The 17,900-nt window shown below is 32.5% G+C and carries 11 protein-coding genes; 3 read left to right on the top strand and 8 right to left on the bottom strand.

The annotated features are described in order from the left end of the window. Positions 1 to 11: 11 nt before the first annotated feature. From V9L05_RS01925 to V9L05_RS01900, 6 genes are all read right to left on the bottom strand, one after another. Positions 12 to 1,673 carry an FAD-dependent oxidoreductase gene (locus V9L05_RS01925; protein WP_338791165.1) on the bottom strand — a complete coding sequence of 554 codons (1,662 nt, stop codon included), beginning with the start codon at positions 1,671 to 1,673 and terminating at the stop codon, positions 12 to 14. A gap of 268 nt (positions 1,674 to 1,941) precedes the next feature. Beyond that, a complete protein-coding gene (locus V9L05_RS01920; protein ID WP_338814166.1) occupies positions 1,942 to 3,393 on the bottom strand; it encodes an aldehyde dehydrogenase in 1,452 nt (483 codons plus the stop codon). Positions 3,394 to 3,463: 70 nt separating this feature from the next. Continuing rightward, complete coding sequence (locus V9L05_RS01915; RefSeq protein WP_338791169.1) at positions 3,464 to 3,802, bottom strand: carboxymuconolactone decarboxylase family protein; 339 nt, start codon at positions 3,800 to 3,802, stop codon at positions 3,464 to 3,466. Positions 3,803 to 3,845: 43 nt separating this feature from the next. Further along, positions 3,846 to 5,216: a regulatory iron-sulfur-containing complex subunit RicT gene (gene ricT / locus V9L05_RS01910; protein ID WP_338814165.1), complete on the bottom strand. Its 1,371-nt coding sequence runs from the start codon at positions 5,214 to 5,216 to the stop codon at positions 3,846 to 3,848. Between the two features lie 479 nt (positions 5,217 to 5,695). Beyond that, the gene (locus tag V9L05_RS01905) at positions 5,696 to 6,937 is read right to left on the bottom strand and encodes a hypothetical protein (protein ID WP_338791173.1); all 1,242 of its coding nucleotides are present in this window, start codon (positions 6,935 to 6,937) and stop codon (positions 5,696 to 5,698) included. A 230-nt stretch (positions 6,938 to 7,167) separates the two neighbouring features. Beyond that, on the bottom strand, positions 7,168 to 8,073 hold the full coding sequence (locus tag V9L05_RS01900; protein WP_338791175.1) for a CorA family divalent cation transporter: 906 nt from the start codon (positions 8,071 to 8,073) through the stop codon (positions 7,168 to 7,170). 458 nt (positions 8,074 to 8,531) lie between these two features. Between V9L05_RS01900 and recQ the strand changes: the two genes are divergently transcribed. After that, the gene (gene recQ, locus V9L05_RS01895; RefSeq protein WP_338814164.1) at positions 8,532 to 10,685 is read left to right on the top strand and encodes a DNA helicase RecQ; all 2,154 of its coding nucleotides are present in this window, start codon (positions 8,532 to 8,534) and stop codon (positions 10,683 to 10,685) included. Between the two features lie 136 nt (positions 10,686 to 10,821). Next, entirely contained in the window at positions 10,822 to 11,691 is an 870-nt protein-coding gene (locus V9L05_RS01890; protein ID WP_338791181.1) for a transketolase, read from the top strand. 127 nt (positions 11,692 to 11,818) lie between these two features. Here V9L05_RS01890 and V9L05_RS01885 read toward each other — a convergent pair whose 3' ends face one another. Further along, a complete protein-coding gene (locus V9L05_RS01885; RefSeq protein ID WP_338791183.1) occupies positions 11,819 to 12,349 on the bottom strand; it encodes an inorganic diphosphatase in 531 nt (176 codons plus the stop codon). A 153-nt stretch (positions 12,350 to 12,502) separates the two neighbouring features. Then, a complete protein-coding gene (locus tag V9L05_RS01880; RefSeq protein ID WP_338814163.1) occupies positions 12,503 to 16,789 on the bottom strand; it encodes a CHAT domain-containing tetratricopeptide repeat protein in 4,287 nt (1,428 codons plus the stop codon). A 219-nt stretch (positions 16,790 to 17,008) separates the two neighbouring features. On the opposite strand from V9L05_RS01880, the gene V9L05_RS01875 reads away from it, so the two are divergent. After that, a complete protein-coding gene (locus V9L05_RS01875) occupies positions 17,009 to 17,839 on the top strand; it encodes a VanW family protein (protein ID WP_338814162.1) in 831 nt (276 codons plus the stop codon). Positions 17,840 to 17,900 lie beyond the last annotated feature (61 nt).

The following is a 17,900-nucleotide window of genomic DNA, read 5'->3' as shown; positions in this document are numbered from 1 at the left end:
GGGTTTTACATTTAGTTCTCAGCCAAATATTTATGCACAAAGCTAATTGCCATTGCACCTTCTCCAACTGCTGAAGCAACACGATTCATAGCTGTTGCACGTACATCCCCTGCTGCAAAAATTCCTTTTATAGAAGTTTCTAATGTAAATGGTTCTCTTTTGTGTTTCCAAATTTTCTTTATTTGATCATAACCTAATAGATTTCTCCCAGTTTCTACAAAACCTTTTTCATCTTTAATTATTTCCAAATCAATCCATTCAGTATGAGGTTTTGTTCCAATAAAAATAAACATAGCATCAGCTTCTGCTTCTCTTGTAGAATTATCTTTTGTATCTTGTAGAGTTATACTTTGTAAATGTCCATCGCCTTTTGCTTCTATGATTTCAGTAAATGGCAAAACTTCTATATTTTCTGTTCCATCAATTTGGTCAATCAAATACTGCGACATTGAGGAAGATAAATCTTCTCTTCTGACTACAATATTTACTTTTTTTGCATAACGAGAAAGATACATAGCACCCTGACCTGCCGAATTTCCACCACCAACTATATAAACACTCTTTTCTGAACAAGAAAGTGCTTCTGTTGTAGCTGCACCATAATAAATTCCTGCACCTGTAAAATCATCCATTCCTTTTGCTTCTAGTTTTCGATACGAAACACCAGAAGTAATCACTACACTTTTAGCAATAATTTCTTTATCATCAGCTAATTTCAAAATTTTATACTTGTCTTTTAAAGAAATTCCTGTTACTTCTTGTGGAACTAAAAACTCTACTCCAAAACGTTGTGCTTGGGTAGTTGCTCGTTTGGCAAGTTCTGAACCACTCAATCCAGTAGGAAAACCTAAATAATTTTCTATTCTTGAACTTGTTCCTGCCTGTCCACCAGGAGCATGTTTTTCTATTAAAAGGGTTCTTAATCCTTCCGAACCACCATAAACGGCTGCTGCAAGTCCAGCAGGTCCTCCTCCAATAATTACTACATCATAAATATCTTGTGAAGCCGTTGTGGAAAGTCCTAGCTTTTCAGCTAACTCTGTTTTTGATGGTTTTTTTAAGATTTCTCCTTCTTCAAAAACTACGACAGGCAAATCATTTTCATTAAATTTATGAAGTTCTGAAAGCTGTTTTGCCTTTTGGTCTTGTTGAAAATCTAGCCATTGATAGGGAAAAAGATTACTTGCCAAAAAGTCTTTCAGTTCATGAGATTGTGGTGAAAATTGATAACCAATTACTCTAAGTCCATCAAAATCTGGCTGGTAAGAAGTTTTCCAACTTTCTAATAAATCATACAAAACTGGATATAGTTTGTCTTGTGGAGGATTCCAAGGTTTGTGCAAATAATAATCTAACTGAACATCATTAATTGCTTTTATGGCTGCATCAATATCTGAATAAGCTGTTAGCAACACACGTTTTGCACTCGGATAAAATGGTTTTGCTTTCTCTAAAAACTCTACTCCAAGCATATCAGGCATTCTTTGGTCAACCAAAAAAAGCGCAATTTCTTCATTCTGTTTTTTGAATTCTTCTAGACTTTCTAATGCTTCATTTGCCGAATTGGTGCTAATGATTTTGTATTCTTTACGAAACTCACTACGCAAATCCCTCTCAATTGCTCTTGCTACTTGTGGGTCGTCGTCTATGGAAAAAATGATAGGCTTTTTCATTGAAATGGGATATATATTGCTTTTAAAAGTTCAAAAAAATCACAAAAAGATAGGTTAGATTACTATTGATTAGAATAGAAAGTTAGTAGGAAAGTTTTAGAATTGCAACTATTCGAATAGAATAGAAAATACAAAAATAAACTTTATCAAGGTTTGTATTAAGGTAGTTCAGACTTCCAGTTTGAACATCAAAGACAGTATTTTATCAAATTCAACAGTCTGGAAGACTGTTATACAAAAATAACCGTGATAACCTTTAATAGTTGTGTTAAAATTTCAGACAAACATTTTTTTCCTCTGTAAAGAAACGAAGAGCTTCATAGCCACCTTCTCGTCCTACACCTGATTGTTTTGCACCACCAAAAGGTGTTCTCAAATCACGCAATAACCACGTATTTATCCAAACAATACCTGTTTCTAGCTGACTTGCTACTCGGTGGGCTTTTGGTAAGTTTTGTGTCCAAACTGAAGCTGAAAGTCCATAAGGAGTGCAATTGGCAAATTCTATGGCTTCGTTTTCATTTTCGAAAGGAATGAGTGTAGTTACTGCACCAAAAATTTCTTCTTGATTAGTTCTACAAAAAGCAGAAAGTCCTTCAATTACTGTAGGTTCTATAAAAAATCCATCTTTACATCTTTCTGGAAGGTTTTCAGAAGTTACTTTATTGCCTCCTGTCAAAATAATTCCTCCTTCATGTTTGGCAAGTTCTATATAAGATAAAACCTTCTCTTGGTGTGCTTGTGAAACTGTCGCACCTTGTTGTATCGTTTCGTCTAAAGGGTCACCTAATTGTAATTGCTTTACTTTTTCTACAAACTTTGTTTTGAATTTCTCATAGATTTTATTTTCTACCAAAATTCTAGAGCCACACAAACAAATTTGTCCTTGATTGGTAAAAGCAGCTTTTACAGCTGTTTCTGTAGCTTCTTCTAAATCAGCATCTGCAAAAATAACTGTTGCATTTTTTCCTCCTAATTCTAAAGAAAGTTTTTTAAACATGGGAGCAGCTACTGAGGCAATTGTTTTTCCTGTCTGTGTTCCTCCTGTGAAAGAAATTGCTTTTGTATCATTATGTGCAACAATGGCAGCACCTGTTTTTTGTCCGTAACCGTGTACAATATTCAAAACACCAGCAGGAAAATCTATTGCTTGGCAGGCTTCGGAGAGTAAATAAGCAGTGTAAGGCGTGAGTTCAGAAGGTTTGGCAACGACACAATTACCACTAGCAAGTGCAGGCGCAATTTTCCAAGTAAATAAATACAAAGGCAAATTCCAAGGCGAAATACAACCCACAACTCCCAAAGGTTGGCGCAGTGTGTAATTCAAAACATGTGTAGAAGTATGATAGGCTTCATCTTTATCGTGTAAAATAGCCGTTGCAAAAAATGATAAATTCTGAACAGCACGAGGAATGTCCATCGAACGAGAAAGTGAAATTGGTTTTCCGTTGTCTTGAGTTTCTGCTTGTGCAAATTTTTCTATATTTTCCTCTATGTAATTGGCTAATTTTAAAAGCCATTTTGAGCGAAATTCAACACCTTTACACGACCATTCTGGAAAAGCAGCCTTTGCAGCTTCGACAGCTAAGTTTACATCATTTTCATCAGAATCAGCAATCAATGAGAAAATTTTTCCTGTTGATGGATTGACATTTTCAATATATTTATCTGAAAAAGGATTGATAAAATCTCCTCCTATATAATTGTTTAGTTTTTTCATGGTTTGTGTCGTTCTTTTTTATTAAAAAAACTCTGCTTCAAGTATCAAAACTTGAAACAGAGTTTACTTATTATTTATTCAACTCTTCCAAATATTCCATTGCTCTTCTAAGGTGTGGAATTACGATTGTTCCTCCTACAAGATTCGCAATTGCCATCGCTTCAACAATTTGTTCGTCTGAAATACCTGCTTCTTTTGCTTTTCCTAAGTGATACTTGATGCAATCATCACAGCGCAAGACCATCGAACAAGTAAGTCCAATAAGTTCTTTTGTTTTGATATCTAGAGTTCCTTCTGCATACGCATTAGTATCTAAATTGAAAATACGCTTTAACACTTTATTATCAGCAGCCATAATTTTTTCGTTCATTTTGCTGCGATAGGCATTGAATTCTTCTACTTGATTCATCTTTTGGATAGTGGTTGTTTAATAGTAATTACTAGAAAATTAATTAATTTTGATTATTTTTTGATTCCCCATTTTGTATTTTTTTTTGTCTTAAAGGATTCCCCTTCCTTTTTTTGCGTTTGTTTGCCTGATTTTGTTTATTATTTTCTTTACCATTTTCTAAACTAGCAGTTGTTTTGTTTACTTCTTCTGCCTTTGAGATATTTTTGCGTGGTTTTCTTGTACGTGGTCTTTTTTTACGAGGCTTCTCTGTATTAGAATTTCCACTTTCAGCTTTTCGCCTTACATTTCGTTCAAATTCTTCAGCATCAATAATATGATTGTCTTGAAGTGTTGTATCTAATGTTTCGCCTTCTAAAAGCCATTCAGATGGTTTTAAAGATGGAGGAAACTCATTTTTTTCATTGAGTTTTAAAATTAAATTTACTTCTTCAATATTTAAAGCATACCAAACATTTTCAGAATTATAGCTAAACCACATCAGTTTTTTGAAAATATCTGTTTTCTGTAACTGTGCTTCACCTTCTTGAGTACGTAAATATTTTACTTCTGGAATATCTTTAAGAGCATCTAAATAAGTGTCCAATTCATAATTTAGACAGCATTTTAGTTTTCCACATTGTCCTGAAAGTTTAGATGTGTTCAAAGAAAGATTTTGATAACGTGCTGCTGTTGTGCTGACAGGTTTGAAATCTGAAAGCCACGTCGAACAGCAAAGCTCACGCCCACAAACACCAATTCCACCTACTCGGCTGGCTTCTTGTCGGAGACTAATTTGTCTCATTTCGATACGAATTCTGAATTCTCCTGCCAACATTCGGATAAGTTCACGAAAATCTACCCTTGAGTCAGCCGAATAATAAAAAGTTGCTTTTGTACAGTCTGCTTGGTATTCTACATCAGAGAGTTTCATTGCCAAATGAGTTTGGTTAATGATTTCTCGTGTTCGGTACATTGTTGGAAGCTCTCTATTTCTAGCTTCAATGAGCTTGTCTAAATCGTCTTGAGTAGCTTTTCTTTCGATATTACAAATGCTCTCATCGTCCATTTTGATGCGTTTTTTTCGCATTTGAAGGCGCACAAGTTCACCTTGTAAAGATATATGACCTACATGAAAACCTCTTTCTACTTCCAATGTTACGGCATCGCCTGTAATTAAATGGATGTTATTTATATTTCTACAAAAGGCTTTTCTACCTCCTTTAAATTTTACTTCTACAATTTCAAATGGTTTTGTATCAGGGAGTTCCATTTGAGAAAGCCAATCAAACGAATTTAGACGATTACAGCCCGAAGTTCCACAATTTCCATTGCTTTTACAGCCTTTTGCTTCTTCATTTGGATTGTTTTCGTTTTGCTCATCTAATTCTGTATTGGTTTGTTGTGCATTAGTTGCACATGAATTACAACTCATTTTTATATATATTTTGACGCAAAGTATTAGAAATAATTACGACCTGCCAAAGCAGCGAAGCTAATTAAAAATTACGAATTGAAAGACAACATAGTCAATTATGTATATAAATCATCTATTAGGAATATTATATTATAATCAATTCTATTTTAATCAAATACTGATTTGCGTGGAAATTCTTAGGAAAATTTTACACACAACTCGTTTAAGCGTCGACGCTTGAACGAGTTATGTATCAAAATTACAAATTTTTCCCTAATAATTTCAAAATAATACTCTTAGCTGTATTTTTAATTAAATCTTTCTTCCGAAGAATACCATCTTTCATTCACTTGTATAACAGAAATTCATATTTTTTCTGTCTATTGAGCATTTGTTTTCTTGGAATAAAAGAGGAAAAGGAAAATAGATAAAAATCGGTTTCACATTAAGGGATTATCTCATATATGGTGTAACTTCTATTAAAATCTTATCTAAATCTATTCATCTTCTTTTCTAGCATTTGTAAGAGGTTTTCTAAGAAACTTCATAAGCATTAATTTCTCGCCTACTATTCCAAATTTATAGACTGTATTTTTGACTGTATTTTGTGTAAAATTGCTATACTGATAATTGAGTGAGTCTCCTGTAATATTTTCGCCTATCTCCCAACCATAAAAGGAATGGTATTCTACTGAAGTAGCATGTTCATTATACTCAAATTGATGATGTGTTTCGGTTGTATCTCCATTTTCTATGACCTTGGCTGTTGCACGCAGGCAAATATTGCCATCGTGTATATAAACTCGGTCTACTGTATAGGCATCGTCGCTGTTGGTAAGCTGTAAAACCCAACCTAATTTACCTTCATTATTGTACTTTGCTAAAAATACATCGTCTTCTTTACCACTACGAACTTCTATATTGTCAAAAACAGGAGCATATTTGAATGTTCCTCCTAAAAAAATATTTCCCTCTCTATCAATTGCCATATCTGATGTTTTGACCTCTCCACGTCCATTTTTATTCATTTTATTAATAATAGTAAACCATTCTAAATTATCATTATTGTCATATTTGGATAAATAACTATTGTAATAACGAGTAGGGTTATTTATCAAGGTGGTGTCTATTTTTACTTTGTCTTTATAGGCTTCTGCTAAATAAAGATTAAGCTGACGGTCAGTTTGAGGTAAAGAATAAGCTGTTTTGTTTTCTGTTTTTACCCAAAGTACTGTTCCACTTTTGTCATAATTAGCAACATAACCACCTTCTTTTTTATCAGCTTTTATTCTATCAAAAAAAGTTGAATCTTCAAAATGCCCAGATAGAATTACACCTCCTTCTTGAGAAATTCGCATCGAACCTACATAATCATCTCCTATTCCTCCTGCTTGTTTTTTCCAAAGAAGTTTTCCATTTGTATCAAATTTTAATAAAAACGCATCTGTTCCTCCTTTACTGTTCAGACTTGTTTGCTCATTAATTTTTAGTTCATCTGAAAAAGTTCCTGCTAAATATATATTCTCTACCGAATCAATTACTATAAGTGGTGCTGTTCGTTGATTTTTAAAAAACTTTCCTGTAATATCTACATTCCACTTTTTATCATAAGGAGGTTGTTTTTCTGTTTCTTCTGTATCCTCTTCATTTCCACTTGTTTCATTAGTTTGAGCCATTAAAGTAGAACAAAAAAGAAAAACACTTAGAAACGAGATATAGATTAGGATATTTATTTTCATAATTTTGCTTTACTTAATTTATTTCAGCTTAAAAAGGGAAAGGGAAAGGGAAAAGAATAATTAGCTATTTTTTCATAAAAAAACAGAATTTAAGATAAATAGCTGTACCAAAGATAAAAAAATGATTTGCTAAATGAAAAGTATAAAAAAAACCTACAAGCAAATTTGTAGGTTTTTGAGTTATATTTTTTGATAATTTCATAATTTCTTTAAAGAATCTAAATTTTAATTTAAATCCAGCCTTTTTTCTTAAACCAAAAATAAATACCTACTACCATCGAAATCATTACCATCCAAACAATAGCATACCCGTTTTCTACTTCTAGCTCTGGAATATCTTTAAAATTCATTCCATAAACTCCTACAATAAAAGTTAGAGGAAGAAAAAAAACTGAGAAAATTGTCAGAATTCCCATAATTTCGTTAGTTCTATGAGAAGCCAAAGACAAACGAAGATTAATTAGGTTGTTTGCATTTTCGTGTAATTCATCTACTCTATAATAAAGAGAGTCTGCAAATTCGATATTGTGATGTGCCAACGGATAATCTTTAGCATATCTCATATAGTTCTGAATGAGTTCTTTAGTAAGATAAAGCATTCTTTTAAAAACAGAACCTCGTCTTTTTAACTGATACAATCTTTCGAAGATTGAGCCGTCTTTCATTTCTCTAAAAACCTCTTTTTCATACGCATCCAAACGTTCACTAGCCTGATTCATTCCTAACTCATACGTTTTTAAGAGCATGTCTAAAAGTTTGTATGTAAAATGTTCGCTATTTTCATAACGTGTATGTGAGCCATTGCGCCATTCGTTGGCAAGTTGTGCAAGTGTAGGCTGACCTGTTCTGTGAATGGTAAGAATATATTCTTTGCTTACAAAAATGGCTACTTTATTTGTAATTTCTTGAATTGTATCTGCATCATCTTCACAATAGAGGTCGTAATATCTTACAATAAAATAAGTCCAGTCACCTATTGGTTCTACTTTTGGCATATGAAAAGCAGCCATACAATCTTTGACAGCAGAAGCTGGCATTTTGTATTGACGAATAAGTTCTCTTAAATCTTTATCACTCGGACTGATTACGTCTATCCATTGATAACCCGATTCGGCTTCTAGAATAGTTTTTATCATAAATATTTTTTTTGTTTGGGAGGATAGATATAAATAAGGAAGCCTAAAAAAATAAATTTACATTTTTAGCTATCTATAAAAACAGGGTTAAAACCCTGTTCAATTAAAAAACTACCTTTTATGATTTTTTACAAAGATATGTTTTCAAAAATAGGCTATGAATTATAAATTGGACAGGGTTTTAACCCTGTTTATTCATGCGTGAATTTTTCAAGGTGTAAATTTATTCATTTTATATTCCTAAGTCTTACAAATTTAACAATATTTCTCTTTATTCAATAAAGTAATTTTACCTGAAAAACTAGCTTTTTATAGAATATTTATTTCAATTTTGGGTTGTTTTTTATAAATCTGTATTTTTTGTGCTAAAGAAAATAGTTTTTTGCAAAAAATACTTACCTTTAAAGCTGTAAAAATAAATCGAATTATTCTAATAATTGCTCACTCAAAAAAAATAAATGGATCTCAATAAAGCTCGTCACGCTCTTCAACAATATTTTGGTTATTCATCTTTTCGTCCTTTGCAAGAAGATATTATTTCTTCTGTATATGCAAAAAATGATACGCTTGTTTTGATGCCAACAGGTGGAGGAAAATCTATTTGTTATCAAATTCCTGCTGTTACTTTAGACGGAATTTGTATCGTTATTTCGCCTTTGATTGCCCTAATGAAAGACCAAGTAAATGCCTTACAAACAAATGGGATTTCGGCAGCTTTTCTCAATTCTTCCCAAGATATAGGAGAACAAAGAGAAATTGAGTCAGAAGTAAAACAAGGAATAATAAAACTTCTGTATGTTTCGCCTGAAAAATTATTGACAGATTCGTTTCTCTATTTTTTGCAATCTTTAAATGTTTCGCTTTTTGCAGTAGATGAAGCACACTGTATTTCGCAATGGGGACACGATTTTCGCCCTGAATATACACAGCTAAAGACTTTAAAAGACCGTTTTCCTTTCGTTCCAATGATTGCTCTTACTGCAACGGCAGACAAAATAACAAGACGAGATATTGTCAGTCAATTGGGACTTGAAAATCCGACAGAATTTGTAGCTTCTTTTAATCGTCCTAACCTTTCGCTCAATGTTTTGCCAGCTTACAAACGTATGGATAGCATTGTGAGTTATATTTTAAGACGACCAAATGAGTCAGGAATCATATATTGTTTGAGTAGAAAAAATACTGAAAATGTAGCTGCACGACTTCAAAAAGCAGGTGTAAAAGCCGATTATTATCATGCAGGACTAAATGCCCACGAACGAAACCGAGTTCAAGATGATTTTATTGCAGACCGAACTCCTATTGTTTGTGCAACAGTCGCCTTCGGAATGGGGATTGACAAGCCAAATGTTCGTTGGGTTATGCACTACAATATTCCCAAAAATATTGAAGGCTATTATCAAGAAATTGGAAGGGCAGGACGTGACGGATTGAAAGGTGATACAATGCTTTTTTATAGCTTTAATGATTTGGAAGTGTTGAAGGGTTTTGCAGAAGAAAGTGGTCAAAAAGAATTGCAACTTGCAAAACTAGAACGTATGCAACAATATGCAGATGCTCAGATTTGTAGAAGGAAAATTTTATTGAGTTATTTTGGAGAAACACTAAGTGAAAATTGTGGGAATTGTGATGTGTGTAGAAATCCTCCCAAGCATTTTGATGGAACAATTATAGCACAAAAAGCATTTTCTGCTATGATGCGAATGGATGAAAAAGTAGGTTTTACGATGCTTATAGATGTTTTGCGTGGTTCGCAGCGTCAGGAAGTTTTAGAAAAAGGATATGATAAAATAAAAACGTATGGCGCAGGTTCTGATATTTCAGCAGGTATTTGGCAACAGCATTTGTTACAGTTTCTCAATATGGGACTTATAGAAATTGCTTATGACCAAAACAATACTCTAAAGCTTACAGAAGCTGCAAAGGCAGTTTTGTTTCAAAAAAAGAAAGTAGATTTGGTTAAGTTTGAGTTTAAATCTAAGAAAGAAAGAGAAAAAGAATTTGAAAGACCAAAAAGCAAAAAACGAGAACTTCAAGACGGTTTGTTTGAAGAATTGCGTCAGCTCAGAAAACAAATTGCAGATTCAAAAGGAATTGCTCCTTATATGGTCTTTGGAGATGCAACACTGAAAGATATGGTTGATAAATCGCCTACTCATTTGTTTCAGATGCGACAAGTTTCTGGAGTTGGAGATGTCAAATTGAGAGAATTTGGACAAATATTTTTAGATACAGTCGTAAATTATCTCAAAAATCAAGAAGTAGCAGACCAAGCAAAACTGACCAGTTCGCACCAAGTAACTTATGAAATGTTTGCCAACGAAAATAAATCACTAACACAAATAGCCAAAGAACGAAATATTACCGAAGGAACTGCTTTAGGACATTTATATAAAGCAAGTCAAGATGGTTTTGAAATCGATTGGTTAGAGTTTGTAAGTTTGGAAGAAATTGAAATTATTGAAAAAGCTATCAAGACAGTTAGAAAACGTATTCCAAAAGATGAAACATTCCGAATGAAATTTGTCTATGAATATTTAGAAGAAAAAATGAGTTATGTAAAATTACGTGCTGCTGTTTCATACAAGAAAAATCAAGAAGCTATTTCATAAATTCATATTTATCCAAAATTTGCATTCTTAATTCTAGTTTGAATAGCTACACTTTCGTACTTTTGTAAAATAGACACATTTCAACGATGTAACTATAAAAAATCAACTATAAAACTCATTTCAAATCTACTTCAAAATGGCTTCGTACAAAAAAAATGATAAGGAATTCTTAGAAAATATGGTCTCACAAGTCCGTAGAGACATTGTCAGAATGGTTCATCAAGTAAATTCTGGACACCCTGGAGGTTCTTTGGGTTGTGCCGAACTGTTGGTAGCACTTTATTTTGAGATTATGGAACACAATCCTTCTTTTGATATGGACGGAAATAATGAGGATTTGTTTTTCTTATCAAATGGGCATATTTCCCCTGTTTGGTATAGTGTTTTGGCTCGTAGTGGCTATTTTAGCATCAATGATTTGGCTACTTTTCGTAAAATAAATTCTCGTTTGCAAGGACACCCAGCGACAGAAGAAGGTTTGGAGGGAATTCGTATTGCTTCAGGTTCATTGGGTCAAGGACTTTCAGTAGCTATTGGTGCAGCTCTTTCTAAAAAAATGAACAATGACAATAAAACTGTCTTTGTTTTGATGGGAGATGGTGAGCAGCAAGAAGGACAAGTTTGGGAAGCTGCTATTTTTGCAGCCCATCAAAAAGTAGATAATCTAATTGCAATTATTGATGCAAATGGAAGACAAATTGATGGAGATGTAAAAGATGTAATGGATTTAGGCGACCTAAAAGGATTAGAACAAAAATATAAAGCCTTTGGTTGGAACGTTTTGACATGTCAGAATGGAAATGATTTTGATACTTTAATCCCAATCATTCGACAAGCAAAAGACCTTACAGGAAATCATAAACCAACAGTTATCTTAATGAAAACTGAAATGGGACATGGGGTAGATTATATGATGGGAAGTCATAAATGGCATGGTGTAGCTCCAAATGATGAACAATTAGAAACTGCTTTAACTCAAAATGAATCTACGTATGGAGATTACTAAAATAAATAATTAGAAATAATTTTGAAATACAAAGTAAAGTCTTTTGTTTTCAAAAAAAATATAGTTTCAAAAAAGGCATAGATTGCAATAATCTATGCTTTTTTTATAAGAATAAGTTTGATATATTTTATATTCCTGGACGGATAGAAAATACTTCTTTTTTGTTTTCTTTGTAACGCTCTTGACACTGTAAAACGATTTCAACAGCATGTTTTTCGTCTTGCCAATCTTCTACTGAAACCTTTTTCTTTTCTAAGTCTTTATAAACTTCAAAGAAGTGTCCAATCTCTTTTAGTAAGTGAGGATTTACATCTTCAAATTTATGGATGCTATTCCAAATAGGATCAGAAACAGGTACACAAAGCACTTTTGCATCAGGCCCTTTTTCATCTGTCATATTGAAAATACCAACAGCACGTACTTCAATCAAACACCCAGGAAAAGTAGGCTCAGAAACTAAAACCAAAACATCCAAGGCATCTCCATCTAAAGCAAGTGTTTCAGGAACAAATCCATAGTCGCTTGGATAGTGCATTGAAGAAAAAATCATACGGTCGTAACGAATCATGCGTTTTTCAGCATCGTATTCGTATTTGTTTCTGCTTCCTTTTGGTATCTCAACGATAACGTCAAAAGTAAAATCTTTTTGATCTGCCATTATTTTTTTATTTGTATTAGAATAAATAGTGCTAATTAATTTTATTTCGTGTGATATATCCCATCTTGGTTTTGATAAAAGGGAGTGCAAAGGTAACTTTTTTACCTTAATTTATCAACTCCTTTCACAAATGTAAATTTTTGTCTCTTGTTTTTATCTTCCTATCATTACAAATGCACCCCAATAAATAGGATCTACATATTTTGGATTTTGACGAAGCTCTCGTTTTGCTTCTCTGATAGCTACTCGTTTGTCACCTGTTTCTTTCCATCTTGTATAGAAAATACGCATTAGCTCTTGAGTTGCATCGTCATCTACTTTAAATAAAGACATTAGAAGTGCATCTGCACCAGCAAGTAAAAAGGCACTTTGCAAACCATACACACCTTCTCCCACTTTACTTTCTCCACGCCCTGTTTCACAAGCACTAAGAATAAAAAGAGGAGAATTAATATTCATTGTAGCTACTTCAGAAGCTGTTAGAACACCATCAGCTTTGTTATATTCGTGTACACTTTTATTTTGAACCATATCGCCTCCACCTGTAAAAAGTAATCCAGAACGCATTAAAGGATCATTATATGTTCCCAAAATAGCCGAACGTTCACGTTCTTGCTCTGAAATATCTTCTTTAAAGATACCATGGGTAGCAATATGATAAACAGTATTATTCTGACTATTTAGTTCTTTTATTTGTTTTTCCTTTGCATTTTCTTTTAAGTAGGTAGTTACATTTTTATTTCCTCCTTCTAGTTGAGTAGAAATAATTTCTACTTCACGTTCTGCTCCTAAAAGAGTAGGGAAACTTTGTGCTCCTTTATAATCTACATAAAAAAGAGGATTTCCAAACAAAACAAAATTATTAGGAAATACATTTTTTACTTCTTCTTCAACAATTTGGCGAGTGCTAGTAAGCTGTGCAACAAAATAATTATCTATCACAAAATCATTTTCTTCCATTCTAAATGTTTCCACATTAAGCTGATTATAAACTCCATCACAAGCAAGATAAATTTTACCTGCATTTTTATCTATTTTATCTCCGATAGGTTTCCAATAAATTTTATAAGAATCATAATCTTCTAAAGAGAATTCTACTGTATTTCTGTAATATTGTAAATCACCGTCTTCCATTTTGTTTCCATTTGGCATTTGAGCCAACCTGATATTACCAGAAGAAGGCAACACTAAAGCAATATATTGAATACTATCTGTAAATTCTTTATCAAACTGACGATAGCGAATAATTTCGACAGCATACTCTTTATTTTCTAAATTTTTCTGAATATCTTTCCAACTAATTGGTTTTTGAGCAGTAGCTGCTGCAAAATCAGAAGACTGACGAGAAAGTATTTTTGATAAATCCTCAATTTCTTTCTGCAAATTACGAACATCTATATTTTCTTGCTTTAACTGTTCTGGATTTAACGCCAAAGCTGCATTGAGCCTAATCTTCTTTAATTGCCATTTTTCAAAATTAATACGCAATGTGTCATCAGGACTTCTTTTGTAAATTTCATTACGCAGTTTTTGAGATTGCCCTAACAAAATTCCTTTTGTAAGTAAAATATTATCATACAAATCACGTAACAATTTTTTCTTTTTGGGTTGTAATTGAATGACTAAGTGTGTGAAAAACTCAAAGTCTGGACGAATCTGTTCCCAGTTTTTTGCTTTTTCTCGTTCACTAAGTACAGCAAAAGTAGTATTGATATACTCTTTATGTTTATCCAAAACTTCGCTCAAGTATTTTTCAGCTTTTTTGTAATCATTTTTTACATAATACATACGAGCAATACGAGCCAATACATGCACGTATTTTGGATGAACTTCACTAAAAACCTTAGCGTATTTCTTGCGAGCATCTTCATAAAAGTCCTTTGCCTTGTCAGGGTTATCTTGTTGAATCTGTAAGTCTCCTAGCAAAACATTTATTTCTGCCAAACTTACAAGTGATGCCGAAGGTAGTTTTTCTAGGATATTTAATGCCTTTCCTAGCTTATCAGAAGCACTTTTTATGTCTTTATGAGCAACATACAGTTCTGCCGATGTTTTCAAAAATCCTGCATAAACAGGCGTATTTTCTCCTAAATTGGCTATAAGCATTTTATCAGCTTCATCAAGCTCGTTTGCTACTTTTTTCCAATCAGCTGTAGAATAAAAATTAATTCTGGCAAGTTGAATAAGTGTACTTGCTCTATCCAAATGCTCATTGCCAAGTATATCCGTTTTTATTTTAAGTGCTTTTTGAGCAAATTCTTGAGCTTTTTCATAATCTCCAATAGCTAGATTGTAATCAGCCAAAATACTCAAACTTTCCACTGTACGAATAGAATTTTGACCAAATATATTTTGAGCAATCAGTAATGCTTTATTAGCAAACTGCTCTGCTTCGATATACTTTCCGTTAGCAAACTCTAAATGTGCGCTCTGATTGTATGTATTGATTAGAAAACGACTATCTGTTCCATATCTTTTTTCTTTTTCTGCAATTGTTTCTTTTAAAAGCTGTTCGGCTGCACTAAAATCAGCCGTTTCTATATATAAAAAAGCTAATTCTTCTGCTGTACTGGAGTTTGCAATTGACTGACTAGAACGATTAAATCTTCTTTTAGCTTGATTTAATAAATCTTCTGCACGGTCATAAAGTCCCATTATCATATAATAATGAGCTGCCGTTTCTAGTGCTTGAGCATGTTCGAAAGCTAAAGAAGGGTTATATTGTTTTTCATAGATTTGTAGCATTTGGCTTACTTGTGTATCTACTTTTTTGTAGTTACTTTGTTGCATATTCAGACGTGCAGCAATTTCAAGTTGAGCCGCATAGCGTGGGTGTTTGTCGCCATATCTTTGTTGAATCAAATCTAATGCTTCTTTTGATTTTTTATTTGCTTCTTCAAACTGGTCATTTGCCATATAATAATCAATCCAATCATTTAATGAATTGATATAAATAAGACTTTTAGGTTCGACAAACTTTGTCAATGACTGCATGTGAGTGTTATAAAGCTGACCAGCTTCTTTAAATTTTTCAGTATAATTAAAATAATATTTAGCAAGTTTTAGATTTGCTAAATGATAACCAAGCGTATTTTTTCCATGAATACGTGCATGAGAATCTACCCACTCTTCCATTAATTTTCCAGCTTCTTTATAATCATCAGCAGCCAAACGAACATAATAAATATCTTCTATGATAGCCAAACGTCTTTGGTGATCTTTAGGAACTAATGCTGTATTTTTATACATATCTATCAGCATTTTCAGTGATTGAGAATAGCGTTGGTTTTCATAGTTCCACATTGCATCTGCTTGAAGTGCAGTAGAATATTGCAAATGTCCTGTACCATAATATTTTGCTGCATTGCGTTCTAACTCCCAACGCTGACGAACATTTTGGGTGCTATACTTTATGTTTTGTAAAAATCTTGGCTTTAAAGAAAATCCTTTGCTTTCTTCGTCTTGCTGCACCACAAAACCACTATTTACATAATAATCAATTAATAAAGCATGTAATTTGATATAATCTTTGTGTACTGTTCCGACAGTTCTTTCAGCCCGATAAAGTATCTTTTCTAGTAGTTTACGTATTTCATCTCGTTCCTCTCCATTATCAATCATGAGTTGAATTCTGACATATTGATTACGTACATAAGCAAGCTGACGAGTAGATAATTCTGTTTTTATAAAGTTATCTGCTTGTTCTATATATTTACTTGCTTCAGTATATCTTCCTGCAAGTCGGGCAGCATCTGCTTGTAAAGATAGTATTTGAGCATAATCTGTTTTTTTTCGTATTTCTTCTCTATCTGACAGATTACGAGTTTCAGTTTGTTTGCTAACATCACTAAAAAACTGAGTTTCTTTTCCAATAAGTGATTTGCGTACACTCAATAAATCTTGAATTTGATAATCTAATAAATTTAAAAAATTCCCTCTTTGAAAATCAATCAGTATTTGTGTATAATATAAATCTGAAAAAATATAATTTTCAGTTGGTTTTTCTCCTACTATTTTTTTAGCGTCGTTCAAATAGTTTTCTGCTTGCTGTGTAAATGAATATTCAGCATAATATTTTGCAGCCTGTAAGAGTGCTAATCCATATCCTTTACTATTCTCACCTTGTTTTTTGCGATTAGCTATAAATTTTTGTGTTATGGCATGAAACTTTGAAATTTCTCCTGTTGCTTCGTAATATTTAATTAAATACTTTTCTATTTTTGTAGATAAATCAATATTTCCTCTTCTTTGAGTTTTTTTATAGAGTTTTTCAGCTTCAGATAAAGCTTTTTTATAATCTCCATCTTCAAAATAGCGTTCACAGATTTCTAAATTTCTCTGTAATTGTCTTTCAGCTCCATTTTCTTGTGCAAAGCCAAAAGTAGGCTGTAAAGTAAAAAGGAGAAAGAATATAAATAGTAGTATATTATTTTTTGACATAAAAATTATTTTCTTGATGAAGAAAAATTAGAATACAATTATCTTTATTTAATGAATATATTTTCTCTGAATCCAAAAAAGTAACACATTTAATATTTTATCTAAAAATAGATTATTTATAGATGATATAAAACTGTAAAATAAAAATACTGATGAACCGAGTTTTACTTTAGATTGTAAATCGAAATTACAAAAAAATAGTCATTAAAACCTTACCTTATGCAACTCTATTTACCCAAACCTATTACAAGAACAAAATTAAGAATCTTTTTAGGTAAAAAATACTATCGTATTAAGCGATATTTTCGTTGGTATTTTTATACAAATAATTTTGCAAAAGAAAGACAAACTCAAAAAAAACTTCCTTTTTTAGTCAAAAATCATCAATCTATGCTTCTGCGTCCACTTATGGGGGTAGATATGAAACTCCAAGAACAAAAAATTACAAATTTGAAACTTGCTGCCGATAGAATAAATGGACTTATTATAAAACCAAATCAAACTTTTTCTTTTTGGTTTTTGGTAGGAAAACCAACCAAAAAAAGAGGTTTTTTAGAAGGTTTAGTTTTAGAAAAAGGAAAAACGGCTGTTGGAATTGGGGGAGGATTGTGTCAGCTTGCTAACCTTCTACATTGGATTTTATTACATTCACCTTTGGAAATAACTGAACGTTGGCGACATAGTTATGATGTTTTTCCTGATGCTCAGCGAAAAGTACCTTTTGGAAGTGGTGCAACAGTAGCTTATAATTATATAGATTTGCAGTTTAAAAATACTACTTTACAAGACTTTCAATTAAATTTTGAGATAAACGAAACCCATCTAAAAGGAGAGTTATTGACGACTATAGATTTGAAAGAAAACTATCAAATAAAAGAAAACAAACATTTTTTTCGTCAAGAAGACTGGGGAGGCTATTCTCGTCATAATGAATTGGAAAGAATTCTGACAGATAAAGAAACAAATCAAGAAATAATGAGAGAAATTATTGCACAAAATCATGCACTTTTAATGTATGAGCCTTTTCTTAGTCATGAGTCAGTAAAATAAACTTGAAAGAGGTAAAGGAATATTTTGTCTAATTGTAATTTTTAATTCGTAATTCGTAATC

Origin of the sequence: Bernardetia sp. Wsw4-3y2, assembly GCF_037126295.1 — a bacterium.
Classification (GTDB): Bacteria; Bacteroidota; Bacteroidia; order Cytophagales; family Bernardetiaceae; genus Bernardetia.
The sequence above is the reverse complement of the archived record's forward strand: the minus strand, read 5'-3'. Positions and strand labels throughout refer to the sequence as shown.